The organism is Nocardioides sp. NPDC092400, assembly GCF_040684155.1.
Taxonomy (GTDB): domain Bacteria; phylum Actinomycetota; class Actinomycetes; order Propionibacteriales; family Nocardioidaceae; genus Nocardioides.
In genome coordinates, this window is the sequence record NZ_JBFBFJ010000003.1 from 271090 (window position 1) to 291532 (window position 20443).

General features: G+C 73.5%; 19 protein-coding genes. 9 read left to right on the forward strand and 10 right to left on the reverse strand.

The features are described from left to right. Positions 1-3: 3 nt before the first annotated feature. The 3 genes from AB0N29_RS13065 to AB0N29_RS13075 all read right to left on the reverse strand — a co-directional run bounded on the left by AB0N29_RS13065 (position 4) and on the right by AB0N29_RS13075 (position 2020). Complete coding sequence (locus AB0N29_RS13065; RefSeq protein ID WP_302267967.1) at positions 4-954, reverse strand: hypothetical protein; 951 nt, start codon at positions 952-954, stop codon at positions 4-6. Next, positions 947-1408, reverse strand: a complete 462-nt coding sequence (locus tag AB0N29_RS13070) for a DUF6328 family protein (RefSeq protein ID WP_302267965.1) — start codon at positions 1406-1408, stop codon at positions 947-949. Before AB0N29_RS13070 ends, AB0N29_RS13065 begins: the two co-directional genes overlap by 8 nt. Positions 1409-1477: 69 nt before the next feature. Continuing rightward, positions 1478-2020, reverse strand: a complete 543-nt coding sequence (locus AB0N29_RS13075) for a YbaK/EbsC family protein (protein WP_302267963.1) — start codon at positions 2018-2020, stop codon at positions 1478-1480. A gap of 71 nt (positions 2021-2091) precedes the next feature. Here AB0N29_RS13075 and AB0N29_RS13080 point away from each other — a divergent pair, with 71 nt between their 5' ends. Next, on the forward strand, positions 2092-2994 hold the full coding sequence (locus AB0N29_RS13080; RefSeq protein ID WP_364867278.1) for a glycerophosphodiester phosphodiesterase family protein: 903 nt from the start codon (positions 2092-2094) through the stop codon (positions 2992-2994). Here the strand turns inward: AB0N29_RS13080 and AB0N29_RS13085 are convergent. Together AB0N29_RS13085 and AB0N29_RS13090 are read right to left on the reverse strand one after the other, a co-directional pair. Further along, positions 2991-3278, reverse strand: a complete 288-nt coding sequence (locus AB0N29_RS13085) for a hypothetical protein (protein ID WP_364867280.1) — start codon at positions 3276-3278, stop codon at positions 2991-2993. The two genes, AB0N29_RS13080 and AB0N29_RS13085, sit on opposite strands and share 4 nt — an antisense overlap. Then, on the reverse strand, positions 3275-4561 hold the full coding sequence (locus AB0N29_RS13090; RefSeq protein ID WP_364867282.1) for a PspC domain-containing protein: 1287 nt from the start codon (positions 4559-4561) through the stop codon (positions 3275-3277). Before AB0N29_RS13090 ends, AB0N29_RS13085 begins: the two co-directional genes overlap by 4 nt. 156 nt (positions 4562-4717) lie before the next feature. Between AB0N29_RS13090 and AB0N29_RS13095 the strand changes: the two genes are divergently transcribed. The 4 genes from AB0N29_RS13095 (at position 4718) to AB0N29_RS13110 (ending at position 8568) form a co-directional block, all read left to right on the forward strand. After that, positions 4718-6007, forward strand: coding sequence for an ATP-binding protein (locus AB0N29_RS13095; protein WP_302267956.1), 1290 nt, complete (start codon positions 4718-4720; stop codon positions 6005-6007). Continuing rightward, the gene (locus tag AB0N29_RS13100) at positions 6004-6702 is read left to right on the forward strand and encodes a response regulator transcription factor (RefSeq protein WP_364867284.1); all 699 of its coding nucleotides are present in this window, start codon (positions 6004-6006) and stop codon (positions 6700-6702) included. Before AB0N29_RS13095 ends, AB0N29_RS13100 begins: the two co-directional genes overlap by 4 nt. A gap of 65 nt (positions 6703-6767) precedes the next feature. Next, positions 6768-8189: an APC family permease gene (locus AB0N29_RS13105; protein WP_364867286.1), complete on the forward strand. Its 1422-nt coding sequence runs from the start codon at positions 6768-6770 to the stop codon at positions 8187-8189. A gap of 19 nt (positions 8190-8208) precedes the next feature. Next, on the forward strand, positions 8209-8568 hold the full coding sequence (locus tag AB0N29_RS13110) for a hypothetical protein (protein ID WP_364867288.1): 360 nt from the start codon (positions 8209-8211) through the stop codon (positions 8566-8568). A gap of 167 nt (positions 8569-8735) precedes the next feature. Here the strand turns inward: AB0N29_RS13110 and AB0N29_RS13115 are convergent, their stop codons facing one another. Further along, the gene (locus AB0N29_RS13115; RefSeq protein ID WP_364867291.1) at positions 8736-9752 is read right to left on the reverse strand and encodes a type IV toxin-antitoxin system AbiEi family antitoxin domain-containing protein; all 1017 of its coding nucleotides are present in this window, start codon (positions 9750-9752) and stop codon (positions 8736-8738) included. Positions 9753-10008: 256 nt separating this feature from the next. Here AB0N29_RS13115 and pcrA point away from each other — a divergent pair, with 256 nt between their 5' ends. Continuing rightward, positions 10009-12483, forward strand: a complete 2475-nt coding sequence (gene pcrA / locus AB0N29_RS13120; protein ID WP_364867294.1) for a DNA helicase PcrA — start codon at positions 10009-10011, stop codon at positions 12481-12483. A 91-nt stretch (positions 12484-12574) separates the two neighbouring features. Here the strand turns inward: pcrA and AB0N29_RS13125 are convergent, their stop codons facing one another. Then, complete coding sequence (locus tag AB0N29_RS13125) at positions 12575-13447, reverse strand: M23 family metallopeptidase (RefSeq protein WP_302267949.1); 873 nt, start codon at positions 13445-13447, stop codon at positions 12575-12577. A gap of 364 nt (positions 13448-13811) precedes the next feature. Between AB0N29_RS13125 and AB0N29_RS13130 the strand changes: the two genes are divergently transcribed. The 3 genes from AB0N29_RS13130 to sucD all read left to right on the forward strand — a co-directional run bounded on the left by AB0N29_RS13130 (position 13812) and on the right by sucD (position 16500). Next, the gene (locus AB0N29_RS13130; RefSeq protein WP_364867297.1) at positions 13812-14237 is read left to right on the forward strand and encodes a hypothetical protein; all 426 of its coding nucleotides are present in this window, start codon (positions 13812-13814) and stop codon (positions 14235-14237) included. A 195-nt stretch (positions 14238-14432) separates the two neighbouring features. Next, positions 14433-15599, forward strand: a complete 1167-nt coding sequence (gene sucC / locus AB0N29_RS13135; protein ID WP_302267947.1) for an ADP-forming succinate--CoA ligase subunit beta — start codon at positions 14433-14435, stop codon at positions 15597-15599. Between the two features lie 19 nt (positions 15600-15618). Next, positions 15619-16500, forward strand: a complete 882-nt coding sequence (sucD, locus tag AB0N29_RS13140; RefSeq protein WP_364867299.1) for a succinate--CoA ligase subunit alpha — start codon at positions 15619-15621, stop codon at positions 16498-16500. Between the two features lie 86 nt (positions 16501-16586). On the opposite strand, the gene AB0N29_RS13145 is transcribed toward sucD, so the two are convergent. The 3 genes from AB0N29_RS13145 to AB0N29_RS13155 all read right to left on the reverse strand — a co-directional run bounded on the left by AB0N29_RS13145 (position 16587) and on the right by AB0N29_RS13155 (position 20410). Then, positions 16587-17924 carry a hypothetical protein gene (locus AB0N29_RS13145; RefSeq protein ID WP_364867301.1) on the reverse strand — a complete coding sequence of 446 codons (1338 nt, stop codon included), beginning with the start codon at positions 17922-17924 and terminating at the stop codon, positions 16587-16589. Continuing rightward, positions 17917-18423, reverse strand: coding sequence for a SigE family RNA polymerase sigma factor (locus AB0N29_RS13150; RefSeq protein ID WP_302267936.1), 507 nt, complete (start codon positions 18421-18423; stop codon positions 17917-17919). Before AB0N29_RS13150 ends, AB0N29_RS13145 begins: the two co-directional genes overlap by 8 nt. Before the next feature lie 154 nt (positions 18424-18577). Next, positions 18578-20410 carry a hypothetical protein gene (locus AB0N29_RS13155; protein WP_364867304.1) on the reverse strand — a complete coding sequence of 611 codons (1833 nt, stop codon included), beginning with the start codon at positions 20408-20410 and terminating at the stop codon, positions 18578-18580. Between the last annotated feature and the right edge of the window lie 33 nt (positions 20411-20443).

The window sequence follows — 20443 nt, forward strand, 5'->3', positions numbered from 1 at the left end:
GGGTCAGCCGCCGAGCCCGCAGGAGTCCGCCGCGAAAGCGACCGCCGCGGCGGCGCCGGCCGGACCCATCCGCAGCACCAGCTCGCCGGGCTCCCCGTCGAGGGTCAGGCGCAGCCGGAGCGCGGTGGCGCCCCCGGACTCCAGGAAGGCGTGGGCGTCGCAGCGGGTCGGCCGTACGGGCAGCGCCGCCCGCACCGGCGGACCGTCGCCGCGGACCCGGAGGCCGGGCGACCAGGCGGAGGCGCCGTCGGCGGGGGAGAGCACCGGCGTGCCGCCGACCGTCTCCACCACGAGCTCGGGACCGGCCCGCCCGGTCGGCTCGGCGAGGAGGGTCAGCACAGCGGTGTCCCCGACCTCGACGGGTGCGTCGCCGGGGGCGACGACCCGGTCGGCCCAGCGCAGCGTGGCGACCTGCGCGACGGCCAGCTCCAGGCAGCGGGCGCGGACGAACCGGCCCACCACGTCGGTGGGGTCCTCGACCGGGACGGTCTCCGAGCGGCCGTCGTGGCGCACGACGAGCCGGCCGCCCCCGGCGGCGTCGTCCCGGGCCGCGCACGCCGGGCGGTCGGGCAGCACCAGCGGGAAGCCGCGCTCGGCCTGCGCCGGGGCGGGCCGCAGCCGGTCCGCGGCGATCGGGGCGCGCAGCCGGTCGTCGACGTAGGTGATGCGGCTCGGGGTGACCACGTCGGCGGTGTCGTTGTCGACCCACACCTGGATCCGGCCCAGCGCCGCGTCCCGCGAGGACTGGCGCATGTCGGCCAGCAGCCGGCCGGTCGGCGGCTCCTCGGGCGGTGGCGGCAGCGGCGTGAGCGTGCGGATCGACGGGGAGGGTTCGGTCGTCGACCGCGCGGCCTCCCCGCCCGAGCAGCCGGCCGCCGACGCCAGCACCACGCCGAGCACCGCGCCCAGCACCAGGCAGCGCACCGCGGGGGTCGCCCGGTCCCGCCTAGTCATCGGCCAGCCGGCCGGGCACGACGACCAGCAGGACGACGGCGACCGCGGCCAGCGAGAGCCCGGCGACGGCCCCGGCCACGGGCCCGACGACGACGTCGAAGACGAAGAACGTCAGCAGGCCGGCCATCAGGCCGATGCAGGTCAGCACGGCGCGCATCGTCCGCTGGGCGCTGCCGACCAGCCGCTCCTTGACGTGCTGGCCGCTGATCCGGCGGTGGATGGCGATCGGCGTGGTGACCAGCAGGGTGGTGACCAGCGCGACGACGACCAGCACGAGGTAGACGCCGTGCTGGTAGCGCTGCAGGTCGTCGCGGAACACCTCCTGGAACGGCAGCGTGAGCAGGAAGCCCGCGAGCAGCTGGGTGCCGGTCTGCATGACGCGCAGCTCCTGCAGCAGGTCCGCCCACAAGCGGTCCAGCCGCTCCTCCTCGGTCTCGTCCCGGCCGCTGTCCACGTCCTCATCCTCCGCCGAGCGGTGCGGTGGCGCGACGCTTCCGTGCAGGTCAGCGCGGGATTTTGCCGTTCAGCCGGCGAGGTCCTCGACCAGCTCGGCCCCCGGGAGGGCCGCGAGCAGCCGGCCGGGCAGGAGCAGCTTGGAGCGGCGTACGCCGGAGCCGATGACCGCGACGTCGATGTCGGCGACCCGGGCGTCGACCAGCAGCCGCCACCCCGCGGGCAGGCCGACGGGGGTGATGCCGCCGTGCTCCATCCCCGACTCCTCGACCGCCCGGTCCATCGTGAGGAACGACGCCTTGCGCACGTCGAGCAGGCGCTTGACCCGGTTGTTGACGTCGGCGCGGGTGTCGGCGCGGACGATGCAGGCGGCGACCCGGTCCTCGCCGTCGCGCCGGCCGCCGACCAGCACGCAGTTCGCGGAGGCGGTCAGCGGGAGGTCGTAGGCCTCGGTCATCGCCGCGGTGTCGGCCAGCGCCGGGTCGATCTCGACGACCGCCACCTGGTCGGCGTGCGGCCACCCGGTCAGGGCGGTGGCCACCGAGGGCGCCAGCAGCTCGGGGGAACCGGTCGCGGGGAGGGACACGAGGGTCCCGAGGGACGGCAGGGCCATGTCGTCATCCTGACACCGGACGTTCACGTCGCTCCCGCGCCCCGGTCATCCCGGGCGCGGACGCTGCAGGAGTGATCGCACACGTCACCGCCCTCCCCCTGGTCGTCGGCCACCGGGGAGCCTCGGGACACCGTCCCGAGCACACGCTCGCCTCCTACCGCCTCGCCGCCCGGATGGGCGCCGACATCATCGAGCCGGACTTGGTCTCCACCCAGGACGGCGTCCTGGTCGCCCGCCACGAGAACGAGATCGCCGGCACCACCGACGTCGCCTCCCACCCCGAGTTCGCCGACCGGCACTGCACCAAGGTCGTCGGCGGCCGTGAGGTGACCGGCTGGTTCACCGAGGACTTCACCCTCGCCGAGCTGCGCACCCTGCGCGCCGTCGAGCGGTGCCCGGACCTGCGCCCCGACAACACCCGGTACGACGGGCTGTGGGCCGTGCCGACCCTGGACGAGATCTGCGCGCTGGTGCACCACGAGTCGCGCCGGGCCGGGCGCCGGATCGGGATCTACCCCGAGACCAAGCACCCGTCGTACTTCGCCTCGATCGGGCTGCCCCTCGAGGGCACGATGCTCGAGGTGCTGGCCCGCCACCGGCTCGACGGGCCGGGCGGCCGCGCCTACCTGCAGTCCTTCGAGGAGGGCAACCTGCGCGAGCTCGCCGGGCGGACCGAGTCGCCGCTGGTGCAGCTGCTCGGCGCCGACGCCGAGGTCGACGTGGCCCGCGTGGCGACGTACGCCCAGGTGCTCGGCGTGCACAAGAGCCTCGTGACGCCCGGGCTGGTGGCCGAGGCGCACGCCGCCGGGCTGGCCGTCCACGCCTGGACGCTGCGTGCCGAGCTGGTGCCGGACCCGTACGCCGAGGTCCGGGAGCTGCTCGACGCGGGCGTGGACGGCCTCTTCTCCGACCAGCCGGGCCTGACCGTCCAGGCCCGGTCGGAGTGGCTGAGCCTGCAGGAGCGGACCGGCTAGTCCTCGAGCCGCTCGGTGGTCTGCTCGGCCGCCGGCTCGGGTGTCGGCTCGGGCGCGGGCTCCGCGGCCGAGCGGCCCCGCCGCATCGGCGCGAGCGTGGTGGCGAGCAGCCCGGCCACCCCGGCCAGCACCCACGGCACCGGGAGCAGCCAGCGGACGTCGTCGCCGGAGACGGCGTCGGACTGCACGACCGCCCACACCGCGACCAGTCCGAGCAGGGCGATCCCCATGACGAGGTGCCCCACGTTGACGGGGTGGCGGCCGTCGCGCCAGGTGGTGCTCATCGGAGGTCTCCTTCGGTGTGGATCTCGACCTGGCCGACGCCGAGGTGGGCGTCGATGGTGAGGGCGGGGTTGCCGGTGCCGGCCGCGTCGTGGCTGTAGCCGTCCTCGATGCCCAGGCCGCCCCGGTCCGAGCCGAACACGCGCGCGTTGCCGACGCCGACCGACACCTCGGCGTCGACGTCGAGCCCGGGCGGGACGAGGACCTCGATCCGGCCCACGCCCGCCTCGAGCAGCAGCGTGCGGCCGTCGAGGGCCTCGAGGTCGGTGATGCCGGTCAGGTCGATGACGGTCTCCCCGGCGCCGGTCTCGTAGGACGACGCCAGCCCGGCGGCCGTCGTGGGCCGCAGGTCGACCTGGGTGCCCTCGAGCTCGCCGGCCACCGTCGCCGCGGACGTCGCCAGGACCGCGAGGAGGCCGACCGCGACCAGGCCACCGGCCCGGCCCCAGAAGGCACCGACCAGCAGCATCACGCCGCAGGTCGCCGTGACCAGGGCCGGGTACGCCGCGTCGGCCACCGGCACGCCGCTCATGTCGAGCAGGCCGAGGACGCCGATGCCGAGTGCGGCGAGGGCGAGGGTGAACCAGAAGAGCACCGGTCCGCGCCGGCGGGGGTTCCGCGGCGGCAGGTACGGCTGGGCGTAGGCCTGGGTGTACTGCTGGTCGTACGGCGCGTACGCCGCGGCGTACGGACGGGTCGGCGGGTCGACCGGGTCGGCCGGCCCTCCGTGGCCCGTCCACCCCGCCTGCTCGCCGTACGGCGGGGCGGAGGGCTGGACATAGGGCGGGGCGTAGGGCTGGGCGTAGGGCTGGGCGTACGGCTGGGCGGGGCGCTCGCGCCGCTTGCGGTCCGACCGGCTCAGCAGCAGCAACGCCGCGAGCGCGACCAGTGCGAGCGGCCACGGGAAGCTGAAGATCCCCCAGGAGTCGCCCAGCATCGAGAGCAGGGCGACCACGCCGACGATCGTCAGCGCGACCGACCGGGTGCGCTCGTCGAGGTGGAACGGCGCCTCGACGTCGTCGTCGGAGGGCACCAGCAGCCAGCACGCGCCGTACAGGATGAGACCGGCGCCGCCGAAGAACACCAGCACCACGAAGGCGACCCGCAGGATCACCGGGTCCACGTCGAGGTGGCGGGCCAGGCCGCCGGCGACGCCGGCCACCTTGGAGTCGGTCGAGCTGCGGCGCAGGCGGCCGAGGTCGCGCACCTCCTCCCGGGTCGCTCGGGGCCCGGAGTCGTGCTCCGGACCGGGCTCGGGTGGCGCTTCTGGCGGGGTCGTGGTCATGGCACCAGCCTGGCCCTCGGCGGCCTCCCGGACCATCGGGGGAACCCCTGGTCCGGGCCCGAGGGGCGGTGCCCCGGTCCCGGGCCGCGGGTCAGGGTCGGGCCGGGGTCCGACCCCGTGGTGGGGGGCGTCACCGGGTGGGACGATGGTCCGGAGATGACTGCCGAGACCGCTCCCGGGCGCACCACCGGACCGCCGAGGGAGGTGCGCCGCGCCTACCGCGACACCACCGAGCCGGTCGTCGGCGGCGTCGCCGCCGGCCTCGCGCGCCACCTCGCGGTGCCGACGGTGTGGGTGCGCGCGGCGTTCCTGCTCGCGACGGCGCTCGGCGGGCTCGGCGTCGCGCTGTACGGCGGCCTCTGGCTGGTCCTCCCCGCGCAGCCGTACGTCGAGGACGAGGCCCCCGGGCTCGCCAGCGCCCGCCGTGGGGGCAAGCGCCCCGGGCGGGTGCGCCGCCTCACCGACGTCGGCCCCGCGGTGGCCGTGGCCGCGCTCGGCCTGGGCGGGCTGCTGGTCGTCGAGGCGGTGCTCGGCCGGGGAGCGACCCTGTGGCCGGTCGCCCTGGGGCTGGCCGGCCTCGCGCTGCTGTGGCGGCAGGCCGACGAGGTGCAGCGCGAGCGGTGGCTCGACCACACCGGACGGCTGGACCCGGTCCAGATGGTCTTCGGCGACGGCGGCTGGGCGTCGTACCTGCGCGTCGGCCTGGGGGCCGCGCTCGTCGTCTCGGCGTTCTTCATCTTCGGCTTCGACAGCGGCTCGCTGCAGGAGGCCCGGGGCGCCGTCGTGGCCGGCGGGCTCGGCGTGATCGGGGTCGGGCTGGTCGCCGGGCCCTGGGTCTTCCGCCTGGTCTCTGACCTGGCCGCCGAGCGCGCCGAGCGGGTCCGCACCCAGGAGCGCGCCGACGTCGCCGCCCACCTGCACGACTCGGTGCTGCAGACGCTGGCGCTGATCCAGAAGAACGCCGGCGACGCGGCCGCCGTGGCCCGGCTGGCCCGCGCCCAGGAGCGCGACCTGCGCTCCTGGCTCTACGCCGGGGAGTCCACCGACCAGCGGACCGTCGCCAGCGCGCTGCGCGGCGTCGCGGCCGAGGTGGAGGACGCCCACGGCGTCTCGGTCGAGGTCGTGACGGTAGGTGACTGCGACTTCGTCGAGCCGCTGCGGCCGGTGGTCCAGGCGACCCGCGAGGCGGTCACGAACGCCGCCAAGCACGCCGGCACCGGTCAGGTCGACGTGTACGCCGAGGTGTCGGCGGCCGCCGTCGACGTCTTCGTCCGCGACCGGGGGCGGGGCTTCGACCCCGACGCGGTGCCGGCGGACCGATACGGCGTGCGGCACAGCATCATCGACCGGATGGAGCGCCACGGCGGGACCGCCGAGGTCCGCACCGGCACCGACGAGGGGACCGAGGTGCGGCTGCACCTGCCCCGGCAGGAGGAGGACGCATGAACCAGCAGGTGCCGGCGGCGGGAGCGGCCGTGGAGCCGGCGGAGGTGTCGGTCGTGGTGGTCGACGACCACGCGATGTTCCGGCGCGGGGTCATCGCCGAGCTCGCCTCGGCCGGTGCCGGCACGGTGCGCGTGCTCGCCGAGGCGGCCGACGTCGACGAGGCGGTCGCCGCGGTCGCGGCGTACCGGCCCGACGTGGTGCTGCTCGACGTGCACCTGCCCGGTGGTGGCGGCGTCGAGGTGATGCGCAGGTCGACCGCCGCCGGTGCCTCCCCGACGACGCGGTACCTCGCGCTGTCGGTGAGCGACGCCGCCGAGGACGTGATCGGGACGATCCGCGGGGGAGCGCGGGGGTACGTCACCAAGACGATCACCGGCCCCGAGCTGGTCTCCGCGGTGGGGCGCGTGGCCGAGGGCGACGCGGTCTTCTCCCCGCGGCTGGCCGGGTTCGTGCTCGACGCGTTCTCCGGCTCGATCGAGGTGGCCGCCGTCGACGAGGACCTCGACCGGCTCACCGAGCGCGAGCGCGAGGTCATGCGGCTGATCGCGCGCGGCTACGCCTACAAGGAGGTGGCCAAGGAGCTGTTCATCTCCATCAAGACCGTCGAGACCCACATGTCGAGCGTGCTGCGCAAGCTGCAGCTGTCCTCGCGCCACGAGCTGACCCGCTGGGCGTCGGACCGGCGCCTGCTCTGACCTGCGGTTTCCCTGGTCGGCGCGAGGGGTAACGGACCCGTCACCGACTACTGACCGGGGGAACCATGACCGCCGACACCGCTGCACCGGACGATCTCGAGGACACCGACCTCAAGCGGACCGTCACCGGCCGGCTGCTGTTCTTCTACGTGCTCGGTGACGTGCTGGGCTCCGGCATCTACGTCCTCGTCGGTGCGGTCGCCGCGGCGGTGGGCGGTGCGTTCTGGATCGCGTTCGCGATCGGCATCACCGTCGCCACCCTGACCGGCCTGGCGTACGCCGAGCTCGTCACGAAGTACCCGCGGGCCGCCGGCGCCTCCCTCTACGTCAACAAGGCCTTCCACATCCCGGCCCTGACCTTCCTGGTGACGATCGCGATGCTCTCGGCGAGCTTCGCGGCCGCGGGGTCGCTGGCCACCGGCTTCTCCGGCTACTTCGCCGAGCTCTGGGACGCCCCGCCGGCGCTGCTGATCGGGCTGCTCTTCGTGGTCGGCCTGACGGTCGTGAACTTCATCGGCATCACCGAGTCGGTCGTCGCCAACCTGGTGATGACGGTCGTCGAGGTCGTCGGCCTGGCGATCGTCATCATCGTCGGCATCGTCGTGGTGGTGAAGGGCGACGCCGACTTCGGCGTGCTGACCGACTTCGACGCGGGCGACAACGGCCCGATCCTCGCGATCGTCTCCGGTGTCGCGCTCGGCTTCTTCGCGATGACCGGCTTCGAGAACGCCGCGAACATCGCCGAGGAGTGCACCGACCCCCGTCGTACGTTCCCCAAGGCGCTCATCGGCGGCATGGTCGGTGCCGGCCTCATCTACGTCGCGGTCTCCGTCGCGGCGGCCCTCTCGCTGCCCATCCCCGAGCTCGCCGCCTCCGACGCCCCGCTGCTCGACGTGGTCGAGTCCGGCGTGCTGCCGCTCCCGGCCGGCGTGATCACGATCGTCTTCGCGCTGATCGCGATGACCGCCATCACCAACACGACCCTGGTCGCGGTGGTCACCCAGTCCCGGATCCTCTACGGCATGGCGAACGAGGACGTCGTGCCGAGCGTCTTCGCCAGGCTCCACTCGGGTCGGAAGAGCCCCTGGGTCGGGCTGGTGTTCTCCGCCGTCGTGGTCTCCGGCCTGCTGGTCGCCGGCGCGGTCCTCAACGAGACCGGCGTCGGCGTCGACCTGGTCACCCGGCTCGCTGCCGTGACCGTCGTCCTGCTGCTGTTCGTCTACGCGATGGTCATCGTCTCCGCCCTCCGCCTGCGCGGCCACGACGAGACCGAGCAGACCTACCGCGCCTCCACCCCGCTGCTCGCCCTCGGCATCGTCGGCAACCTCGCCCTGCTCGCCTACGTCGTGTACGACGACCCCGCCTCGCTCGTCTGGTGCGGTGCGCTCCTCGCGCTCGGCGTGGTGCTCTTCGTCCTCGAGCTGGTCTTCGGCCAGCAGGACCGCCCCGACGGCTACGACCGGGGGGACCCCAGCCTGAAGGTCTGAGCCGTCCTATCCTTCGGCCATGGAGACCGTGCGGCTGATCCTGCTCTTCGTGCACATCCTGGGCTTCGCGGCCCTGCTGGGTGGCCTGCTCGGCCAGGCGCGCCTGCCCGAGAAGACGGTCAACGCCGCCATGCGCGACGGCTCCGGCACCGCCTTCGTGGCCGGCGTGGCGCTGGTCGGCGTCATCGAGGCCGGCGACCTCGCCGACCCGAGCTACGCCAAGATCACCGTCAAGCTCCTCATCGGGCTGGTCATCCTGGGCCTCGTCATGGCGAACGTCCGCAAGGAGCGCATCTCCCAGGGCCTGTGGACCCTCCTCCTCGCCCTGACCGTCGTGAACATCGCCGTCGCCGTCTTCTGGTCCTCCGCGCACGCCTGAGCGGGCTCTGCCGGCTTGTAACGCGCTGTTCGTGCATCTACCGCGCCGTTGGACCGGCGCGGTAGACATGCCAACGGCGCGGTAGTCGTCGAACGGCGCGCCAGGACGTCGAACGGCGCGTTGCATGTCGCAACGGCGCGGTAGACGAAGCGCGGCGGACCGCTCGGTCAGGCCGCCCGTCGGCGGCGGGCCGTGCGCGGCCGGTACGGCTCGAGGTCGGCGATCGACTCGCCGAACCGCGTGCAGGTGTCGACGTACTCGCGGCGCAGCCGGGCGCGTGCGGCCACGAGTCCGGAGGGCATCACGTCCGGCCACGTGATCCGCGACATGCCGAGCTTGAACCCGCAGCAGAAGTCCTGCCGCTTCTTCTCCTCCCAGACCACTTCCGAGGGGTCGAGACCCGCGGCTGCGTCCCGCATGTACTTCACCTTGCCGTCGAACTCGAACAGGTGTCGCCCCAGACGCAGGTCGACCCAGACGGTGCGCCGGCCGTCGGTCAACCCGAACTGCGTCTCGGCCCGGCCGAAGCCCAGGCTGTTGACGAGGTCGCGCGCGAGGGTCTCCCCGACGCTCTCGCTGCCCGGGTCGGCGAGACCGACGATCTCCCGGGCTCGTCGCACGCCCGGCCAGCTCGTCTTGGCCTCGAGCGCGACCGCCAGGTCCGCCCGAGTGACCCCGAGCCGCATGGCGGAGTCGACGGCCACCAGGCCCGCTCGGCCACCGGTGTAGCGGGCGATGTCGAGCGCGGTTCGAGTCGGTCCGAGCACTCGTGCCCCACTCCCGGCGACCGTCACCTGCTCCTCCGGCAGGTACGGCGCCAGGTGGTGCACGATCCCGTAGCGGTTCCGCGACCCCTGCAGGCCCGGCCGGGTCACGTGGGTGACGCCCTGCTGCGGGAGGAAGACGTCCATCCCCAGCTCGAGCGCAGCCGACTCGTGGCTCCGCACGTGGGGCACCGTCACGCGCAGGCACGCCGCGCGGTCGCGGAGCAGCTGGCGGGCCTTCCTGGAGACGTGCGCATCGACCGTCTCGCGATCGGCGTACACACCCCGGCGCACCTGGACCCAGGAGCCTGCCTGGACCATTCGTCGCACCTGCTCCGGGGAGACCCCGCACGCGAGGACGCGACTCCGAGTCACCAGGCCATGCCCTTCTCGGAACGCTCGCGCCAGGTCGGGACTCATGCTCACCGACGGTCGCCGAAACCCGCCGCACCGGCGGTCCCGCCGGCACGAGCGGTGGAGGAGGCGGCCCCTGCGGAACGCTGTGCACGGCAGGTGGGTCGGCCGGCCGCTCGCCCTGAGGTCGGATGCAACGCGCCGTTCGAGGATCTACCGCGCCGATCGGTCGGCGCGGTAGATGGCCGAACAGCGCGTTACAAGCCGCTGCCACCCCGCGGAGGACCGCACCGTCCGCGCCCACACGTAGGCTGGGGGGAGCATGAGCACCCCGTCCCTTCCCGGCTTCGAGCACCTCCTGGCCGGCCCCGAGAGCCCTGCCAGCCCGAGCACCCCGGACGGCCGGACGTCGTCGCGCACCGAGCGCGCGCCGCGTCGCGGACCGACGCGGGAGCAGCTGCTGGAGGGGCTCAACGAGCCGCAGCGGGCGGCGGTCGTGCACGCCGGCGCGCCGCTGCTGGTGGTGGCGGGCGCGGGGTCGGGCAAGACGCGGGTGCTGACCCGGCGGATCGCCTGGCTGATCCAGGAGCGGCAGGCGCACCCGGGGTCGATCCTGGCGATCACCTTCACCAACAAGGCCGCCGCCGAGATGAAGGAGCGCGTCGAGGAGCTCGTCGGCAAGCGCGCCCGGATCATGTGGGTCAGCACGTTCCACTCCGCCTGCGTGCGCATCCTGCGCAAGGAGGCCGACAAGCTCGGCTACAAGTCGAGCTTCTCGATCTACGACGCGGCCGACCAGAAGCGGCTGATGCAGCTGGTGTGCAAGGACCTCGACCTGGACCCCAAGCGCTACCAGCCCGGCGCGCTGCTGCACTGGGTCTCGAACCACAAGAACGAGCTGCGCGACGTCGACGAGGTCAAGAAGGACGCCAAGAACAAGCTGGAGGAGACGTACGCCGCGGTGTACGAGCTCTACCAGCGGCGCCTGCGCGAGGCGAACGCCCTGGACTTCGACGACCTGATCATGGCGACGGTCAACCTGTTCCAGGCTCACCCCGAGGTCCGGGAGACCTACCGCCGCCGGTTCCGCCACGTGCTCGTCGACGAGTACCAGGACACCAACCACGCGCAGTACGCCCTCATCCACCAGCTCTGCGCCGACCCGATGGAGGAGACCGGTGCGCCGGACGAGGCGGCCGGGGACGGCCAGCGCGTCGAGCCGGCCGAGCTGATGGTCGTCGGTGACGCCGACCAGTCGATCTACGCCTTCCGTGGCGCCAACATCCGCAACATCCTCGACTTCGAGCAGGACTTCCCCAACGCCACCTCGATCCTGCTCGAGCAGAACTACCGCTCGACCCAGACCATCCTCAACGCCGCGAACGCGGTGATCGGCAACAACAAGGGCCGCAAGCCCAAGCGGCTGTGGTCCGACGCGGGCGACGGCGACCGCATCGTCGGGTACGTCGCCGACGACGAGCACGACGAGGCGCGGTTCGTCTCCCAGACGATCGACGAGCTGGTCGACGCCCACGGCGTCCGGCCCGCCGACGTGGCGGTCTTCTACCGGACCAACGCGCAGTCCCGCGTCTTCGAGGAGGTGTTCATCCGCACCGGCCAGCCCTACAAGGTGGTCGGCGGCGTCCGCTTCTACGAGCGGCGCGAGGTGCGCGACGCGCTCGCCTACCTGCGGATGCTCGCCAACCCCGACGACCAGGTCTCGCTGCGCCGCATCCTGAACACCCCCAAGCGCGGCATCGGGGACCGGGCGGTCGAGTGCGTCACCTCGCTGGCCGACCGGGACCGGATCACCTTCTGGGAGGCGCTGCGCCGCGCCGACGACGCCCCGGGCCTCGCCACCCGCTCGGCGACCAACATCCGCGGCTTCGTGGCGATGGTCGAGGAGCTGCAGTCGATGGTCGACGCGGGGGAGCGGGCCGACGTCGTGCTCGAGTCGGTGCTCGCCCGCTCGGGCTACATCGTCGAGCTCGAGGAGTCCGACGACCCGCAGGACGCCACCCGCCTGGAGAACCTCGCCGAGCTCGTCGCCGTGGCCAGAGAGTTCTCCGACGACCCCGTGGCCGGTCCCTCGGCGGACCCCGCCGACGTGGACGCGGGCACCGTGGCGCCCGGGCTGCGCGACTTCCTCGAGCGGGTCGCGCTGGTCGCCGACACCGACCAGATCCCGCAGGACGACGACGGCGTGGTCACCCTGATGACGCTGCACACCGCCAAGGGGCTCGAGTTCCCCGTCGTCTTCCTCACCGGCCTCGAGGACGGCGTCTTCCCGCACGCCCGCGCGCTCGGCGACCAGCCCGAGCTGGAGGAGGAGCGCCGCCTGGCGTACGTCGGCCTCACCCGCGCCCGCGAACGGCTCTACATCTCCCGCGCCGTGGTCCGCTCCGCGTGGGGCGCGCCCTCGCACAACCCCGGGTCGCGCTTCCTCGACGAGCTCCCCGTCGACCTGATCGACTGGAAGCGGACCGAGGCCTCGCAGACCTCGTGGAACCGCCCCGACCTCTCCGGCGGCGGCAGCACGCGGCTCGGCAGCCCCACGGCCGCCGGCCGCCGCAACTTCTCCTCGGCCGCGCTCCGCGCCGACGCGGCGGCGAAGTCCAAGCCGGCCCGCGAGGTGCCCGCGCTCGAGCCCGGCGACCGGGTGCTGCACGACTCCTTCGGCATGGGGACCGTCGTCTCCCTCGAGGGCGTCGCGGAGAAGGCCGTCGCCTCGATCGACTTCGGCAGCGAGGGCGTCAAGCGCCTGCTGCTGCGCTACGCGCCGGTGGAGAAGCTCTAGGCCCACCGGCGGGCGGGCAGGTCACCGGGACTCGTCCCTCGGTCGCGCGGTTTGCTCGACCACCGACAGCGAGTCCGCTGACGCGTCCTCGCTAGGGGTTGAGCCCGTGCACCTGCAGCGCGGCGTAGGGGTCGACCGGGTCGCCGGCGCCGGGGCGGACCTCGAGGTGCAGGTGCGGACCGGTCACGTTGCCGGTGGAGCCGACGCTGCCGATGACCTCGCCGGCCCGGACGACGTCGCCGGGGGAGACGGTGGTGGAGGTCTGGTGGCAGTACCAGAGCTCGGTGCCGTCCTCGAGGGTCAGCACGGTCTTGTTGCCGTACGCGCCGTCGTACCCGACGCTCGAGACGACCGCGTTGGCCATCGCGACGAGCGGGGTGCCGGTGGGGGCGGCGAAGTCCAGGCCGGTGTGGTAGTTCGCCCACAGGCCGTAGTCGCCGAAGCGGGCGGTCAGCCGGTAGCCCTGGATCGGCAGGACCCACTGGTTCTTGGCGATCTCCTGCGCGTGCGCCTCGGCGTCCTTGGCGAACTGCGCGAGGGCGGTGTTGCGCTGGCGCATCTGCTTCGCGGCCGCCTCGACCAGCTCGGCGTCCGCGGTGTCGGCGAGCGCGTCGCGCCGCGAGTCGCGGCTCACGGCCGAGGAGCGGTCGAGGGTGTTGACGGCGGAGACGCCGCTGGCGCCGCCGAGGGCGCTGGGCTGGTGCACCTTGGGCTGGTCCGCGACGAGGTCGGCGGACGAACCGCCGGTGACCGCGCCGCCGACGGAGACGACCAGGGCGGCCGCGCCGATGAGGACCGGCGCGGAGGGCACCACGCGGCGCAGCGGCGCCCGCGAGGAGGTCTGCTTGACGGGCTTGACGGCCTTGCGCTTGCCGGCCGTGCTGCGGGTCTCGGCCGCGGCGACGAGCGGCATCTCCACCGTGACGTCGTGGTCGCGGAACACGGTGGTGGCGTCACCGGCCACGACGGGCGTCGCGACGGGAGCCGGGGGCGCAGCAGCGGGCGCGGGGTTTGCCTCGGTGAGGACCGGGGTAGAGGTGTCTCGTCCGACCGCACGGCGGCCGGCGATGATCCCCTGCGGGGTCTCCGAGGGACGGCGGCGAGGGCCGCGACGGTCCGCTCGGTGGTTACCCATGGATGGTGACTCCGTTGCTGTCGGCTGCAGGGCGTGCGCTTCCAGGCCCGTTCCAGACTCGTGGAAGTGGGCGAGAGGCGACTGTAACGGAACCGTCACACGCTCCGAAATCGGGCTGGACAAGTTGTGGACGACCCGTTCCGGTGCTGTGGATCGCCCCCCGGGACGGGTCTCGAGGCCCTAGGGTGCGCCCGTGACCAGGCTCCTCCTCGCTGCCGTGGCCGCCTCGGCCGCGGGCCAGGACGAGCCCGCCGGGGCGCCCGGCCGGACGTCGGAGGAGTCGCCGGCGGAGGCCGAGGGGGCGATCGTCCGGCTGGCGAGAGCCTTGCGCGACGCCGGCCACGAGGTCGTCCACGCAGGTCAGGGCCTCGACGAGGCCGTCGTAGTGGCGGCCGCGGTGCAGGAGGACGTGCAGGTCGTCGTGCTGCTCGCACCGCCGGCGTACGACGCGTCCGCGCTGGCGACCCGCCTCGGCGGCGGGACGGGCGGCGAGGCGACCGAGGGCGTCGACGAGGACGTCGTCGCCGTGGTGCTCACGACCCCGGCGGACGCGCCGGGTGACGTCCTCGCCCGGCTCGAGGCGCTCGCCGGGGTGGCGGACGACACGCCGTACCACTGATCCGGGCACGGGTGGGCCCGGTGTCCCAGGGGCACCGGGGGTCGGACGGGACGTGTATGCGTTGCGTCACGTCGGCACCTCCTGCTCTCGTCGGCGACGGCGAGACAGGTCTAGGGTGCCGCGAGGACACCCCCGGGCCGCCGCGCGCCCCGCGCCGGACGCGGCCCGCACCCTGAATAGGACTGGTGGAATTTCGTGGACCTGATGGAGTACCAGGCGAAGCAGCTCTTCGCCAAGCACGGTGTGGCGACGACCCTCGGGACGGTCGTCGAGACCGCGGAGGCCGCCAAGGCCGCAGCCGAGGAGATCGGTGGTGTCACCGTCATCAAGGCGCAGGTCAAGGCCGGTGGCCGAGGCAAGGCCGGCGGCGTGAAGCTCGCCAAGACGGCCGACGAGGCCTTCGAGCACGCCTCGAACATCCTCGGCATGGAGATCAAGGGCCTCACGGTCAACCGTGTCCTGGTCACGCCCGCCACCCCGCCGGTGGAGGAGTACTACTTCTCCTTCCTGCTCGACCGCTCCAACCGCTCGCACCTGTGCATCGCATCGGTCGAGGGCGGCGTGGAGATCGAGGAGGTCGCCAAGACCAACCCCGAGGCGGTCCGCCAGATCCCGATCAACGCGCTCGAGGGCGTCACGCCCGAGAAGGCTGCTGCGATCGTCGACGAGGCGAAGTTCCCCGCCGAGCTGCGCGACCAGGCCATCGAGATGGTCCAGGCGCTGTGGAAGGTGTACGTCGAGGAGGACGCCACCCTGGTGGAGGTCAACCCGCTGGCCCGCCTCGAGGGCGACAAGCTCGAGGCCCTCGACGGCAAGGTGTCGCTGGACGACAACGCCTCGGAGTTCCGTCACGCCGACCACGCCGAGTTCGAGATCCGCGAGGAGGCCGACCCGCTCGAGGCGAAGGCCAAGGACCTCGGCCTCAACTACGTCAAGCTCGACGGTGCTGTGGGCATCATCGGCAACGGCGCGGGCCTGGTCATGTCGACCCTCGACGTCGTCGCGTACGCCGGTGAGGCGCACGGCGGCGTGAAGCCGGCGAACTTCCTCGACATCGGGGGCGGCGCCAACGCCACCGTGATGGCCAACGGCCTCGACGTCATCCTCAACGACCCCCAGGTCAAGAGCGTGTTCGTCAACGTCTTCGGCGGCATCACCGCCTGCGACGAGGTCGCCAACGGCATCAAGGGCGCGCTGGAGATCCTCGGCGACAACGCCACCAAGCCGCTCGTCGTGCGCCTGGACGGCAACAACGTGGAGGAGGGCCGCCGGATCCTCGACGAGCTCAACCACCCGTTGGTGACGCAGGTGGACACGATGGACGGTGCGGCCGACAAGGCCGCCGAGCTGGCGAACGCCTGAGACAAGGAGACCTGACAGCATGACGATCTACCTCAACAAGGACTCCAAGATCATCGTCCAGGGCATCACGGGCGGGATGGGCTCCAAGCACACCAACCTGATGCTCCAGGCCGACTCGAACATCGTGGGCGGTGTCAACGCCCGCAAGGCCGGCACCACCGTCGAGCTCAGCGGCAAGGAGCTGCCGGTCTTCGGGACCGTCAAGGAGGCCATGGAGGCCACCGGCGCCGACGTCTCGGTCGCCTTCGTTCCCCCGGCCTTCACCAAGGACGCCTGCATCGAGGCCATCGACGCGGAGATCCCGCTGCTGGTGGTCATCACCGAGGGTGTCCCGGTCCAGGACAGCGCCGAGGTCTTCGCCTACCTCGACGGCAAGAAGACCCGGATGATCGGCCCCAACTGCCCCGGGATCATCTCCCCGGAGGAGTCGCTGGCCGGCATCACCCCGCACACCATCGCGGGCAAGGGTCCGGTCGGCCTCGTGTCGAAGTCGGGCACGCTGACCTACCAGATGATGTACGAGCTGCGGGACTTCGGCTTCTCCACCGCCATCGGCATCGGTGGTGACCCGATCATCGGCACCACGCACATCGACGCGCTCGAGGCCTTCGAGAACGACCCGGAGACCAGGGCCATCGTGATGATCGGCGAGATCGGCGGCGACGCCGAGGAGCGGGCCGCGGCGTACATCAAGGACCACGTCACCAAGCCGGTCGTCGGCTACGTCGCGGGCTTCACCGCCCCCGAGGGCAAGACGATGGGCCACGCCGGCGCGATCGTGTCGGGCTCCTCCGGCACCGCGCAGGCCAAGAAGGAGGCCCTCGAGGCCGTCGGCGTCAAGGTCGGCAAGACGCCGTCCGAGACCGCGGCGCTCATGCGGGAGATCCTCCAGTCGCTCTGAGCGACCGCTCCACCAGCAGCAACCGAACGGCCCCCGGCGATCTCGCCGGGGGCCGTTCGTGCGTCGTACGTCGCGTGCGGACCCGGTCAGGGTGCCCGGAGGTCGCCCATGGCGGCGACGACCCCGTCGAGCGACTCGAACGCCTCGCGCGTCTGCTGCTGGATGCGCTCGCCGTTCGGCCCGACGCCCTCGTCGCTGGTGATCGTGCCGAGGACGACGGCGGCGCCGACCCGGACGACGGCGACCGTCTCGGTGCCGCCGACGGGCTCGCCGTCGCGCTCCCAGCTGAGGTGGGCGCCGCCCGCCTGCTGGTAGCCGCCGAGGTCGAGGATGGCCTGGACCGACTGGGTCCTCCCGTCGGGCTCCTCGGACTCGGTGCATTCCTCGTAGAGCCCGATGACCGCCTCGACGTAGGACCGCGCCTGCTCGGTGTCGGCGAAGGTGACGAGCTGGCGCTGCCGGTCCTCGCCGGGCACGGACCAGCCGGCACGGACGAGGTCGGTGTGCTCGGGCACGTCCACGGTCGCGCCGCACTCCTCGAGCACGATCGGCGGCAGGTCGCGGGTGGGGTCGGTGGTCGCCGCACCCGTCGGGACGCCGTCGAGGAGCGGGAACCCGCCCGGGACGACCGTCGTCCGCGAGCACGGGGTCGCGCTGAAGACGCACATGTCCGAGAGCGGGACGGCGGCGCGCTCCAGCTGCTTGCGCAGGTTGAAGTCGACCGCCTGCTCGCCGCCGGCGCTGCCGTAGGACTGGTCGAGCAGCAGCGCGTTCCCGCTGCGGCCGACCATCGTGGTCGTCGCGCTGTAGAGCAGGCCGTCGGCCTCGTCGCGGACCCGCTCGACGAAGACGAAGGAGTCCTCGGTGGGCAGGCCCTGGTCGAGCACGTCGTAGACCAGGGTGTTGTCGGGGGTGTCGTCGGCGTCGGTCTGCTCGGGGCAGTCGGCGACGGCGTCGCGGATGCCGGCCAGCGCCTCGGCGGCCGCGGTGTCGTCGGGGTAGACCATCAGCGTCCGGGCGTCGAGGGCCTCGCCGCCGTAGACCGCCGCACCCTGGACGTCGGTGGTCCCCTCGGTCGTCCAGAACGGCGTCCCGCAGGCCGCGGGGATGCTGGTGGCGACCTCGTCGACGGCGGAGCCGAACGCGTAGCCGTCGTCGAGCGGGAACTCCTCGGGCGCCTGCTCGAGCCACTCGACGGTCGGCGGTGCCGGGCTGATGTCGCGGCCGGCGTCCGCGCCGGAGCGGGAGATGCCGAAGGGGACGGCCACCGCGACGAGGGCCGCGGCGACACCGCCGGCGGTGGCGAGCGCGGTCGTGCGGCGCCGCATCCGGTCGCCGCGGCGCCGTACCTCGGAGGCGGGCAGGGGGTTCACGGTGGTCCCATCGGTTCGGAAGTGCTCGAGGTCCTCGATCGGGTCACGCACGGCTCGCTCCCTCCTGGTAGCCGGTGTCGTCGGAGAGCAGGGCCGCCAGGGCGGCGCGCCCCCGGCTGAGCCGGGCCTTGACCGTGCCCTCCGGGACGCCGGTCTCGCGGGCCACGGCCTGGACCGGGAGGTCGGCGATGTGGTGCAGCACGAGCGCCTGGCGCTGCGCCTCGGGCAGCTGCTTGAGCGCGGCCACCAGGGCCACGTGCGCCTCGCTCGGTGCGGCGGTCTCGGTGGGGGCGGCGAGTGCGCGGTCGGCGGGCCGCCGGCCACGCGACGTACGTCGCCAGCGGCTGACCGCCAGGCGGTAGGCCGTCGTGCGCACCCACGCCTCCGGGTGCTCGGCTCGCTCGAGCTTGCGGCGGTGCGCCCATGCCCGCACGAAGGCCTCCTGGACGCACTCCTGCGCCTCGTCCCGGTTACCGATCATGGCGTACACCTGGCCGGTGATCCTCTGGAACGACGCGGTGTAGAAGTCGTCGAACTCGCGTTCGTCCATCGACTCGTGTCCCGTCTGCTGTCCTGCTCCTGGCCGGCCTTCGTGGCCGGTCAGGGGGCATACGCCTCAGCGCAGGTCACGGTTGCACGCGAACCACCGGAAAGTCGCGGACCCTCGCTGACGGGGCCGAGGAGGGCTGGCGAGGAGGGGCGGGTCAGGACGTCGGGTGCTCGTGCAGCCGCTCGAGCGCCCGCCGCGCCAGACCGGCGAAGGCACCGTCGCCCATGGTCCGGCCACCGGCCGGGACGAACCCCACCTGGCCGACGGTCCGGTCGGTGCGCAGCACCGCCATCAGGTAGCGGACGGTGGTCTCGTCGGACAGCTCGGTGGTCACCGCCCAAACCGAGAGGTCCTCGCGGCGGGTGTCGGTGTGGGAGATCCGGCGCACCTCGGTGGTCAGGTCGTCCTCGGCGCAGCGGTCGATCCGGCGGCGCACGCCCTCCACGAAGGCGGTCGCGGCCTTCCGGCTCGGGAGGTTGCCGACGGTCTGGGTCAGGCCGAACTCCGTCGGGAGCCCGGCGTCGAGCACCACGAAGGTGCGGGTCACGTTGTCGGTGATGCCCTTGCCGGTGAAGGACGTGCGGTCGCACGGAGTCGCGGCGGCGTTCTGGTCGGCCCGCACGGTCGGGCTGCCCGTCCAGGGCTTCGCGACCCCCTGCACCGGGGGCAGGTCGATCTCGGAGAGCAGGCTCGGCACCTCGCCGACCGCGACCGGCCGGACCAGCTGTGGCTCCGGCTTGCCCACGCACGAGCCGCCGTCGGGCAGGCCGCACAGGCCGCGGACGGCCTCGGCGAGCAGCGCGACACCGGCGCGGACGTCGGGCGCCGCGTCGTTCCCGACCCGCAGCACGGTGGTCGTCGTGACCAGCCCGGTGCGAGCGACGCCGACGACCGTGGTCCGGACCGGGCGTTCCCATGAGCGCAGGGTCAGCAGCATCGCCTGGTCGCCGACGGCACCCAGGGAGCGGGTCGAGAGCAGCTGCGTGCGCGGCTCGGTGCACCCGGCGTACCAGGACACCGCCCGGCGGTACGTGCGGCCGGCGGCGCGCTCGCTGCGGGAGACCTCGGCCATCTGCCAGGCGGTCCGCCGCGGGCCGTCGCCTTCCCGCTTCGCCTCGAAGGTGCGCACCAGGGCGGCGGTGCCGCGCGGATCGGCGTACCGGTCCTCCTGGCAGGGCAGCGCGGTGCCGTCGCCCTCGGTGTTGCCGTCGGTGCGGCCCTCGGACCAGCCGGTGCCCTTCGCCCGCTGCTGGACGTCGTCGGCGCCGAGGAGGGCGTCGGCGACGAGCGGCGGCTGGGCGGCCTCGCCGTCGCCGCCGCCGGACGCCGTGGACTGCCGCGTGGTGCCCTCCCGGTCCAGCGTGGCGCGCACCCCGCCGTCGGCCACGGCGACCCCGCTGACGACGAGAACCGCGACGGTGGCGAGCACGCCGGCAGCGGTGTGCGTGCGGCGCCGGCCGGAGCCGGAGCGCCGGATGATCGAGGGGCGCGGCCACCGGACCTCGGCCACCTCGGCGGCCAGGGGCCCGAGGAGCGCGGCGAGTCCGTCGGGGTCGTCGGTCACCCCGCGTGCCGCCGCGAACTCGGCGGTGGCGGTCCGCAGCTCGCGCTCGGCGTCGTCGCGGGGCAGCCCCACCTCGCGGGCCAGCTCGTCGAGGGGCGCGGGCGTGAGCAGGGAGAGCAGCAGGACCCGGCGCCGCGCGAGCGGGAGGGTGCCGAGCGCGTCCAGGGTCGCCTTGAGGTCGGGATCGAGGTCCTTGTCGCGGTGGCCGAGCCGCGCGGTGTGGCGGCGCTGGGCGTAGGCCCAGGCGTGGGGTCGCAGCCACGACTCGGGGTCGTCGCGGCGGGAGACCTTCGGCCAGTGGTGCCACGCCACGACGTACGCGTGCCGCACGGCGCTGCGCGCCGCGGCCAGGTCGCCGGTCAGCGCCCAGGTCTGCAGCAGCAGGCGCTCGCGGGTCTGCTTGTAGAAGACGTCGAACGCCACGGACGCGTCGTCGCGTCGCGGTTCGGCGGGGGA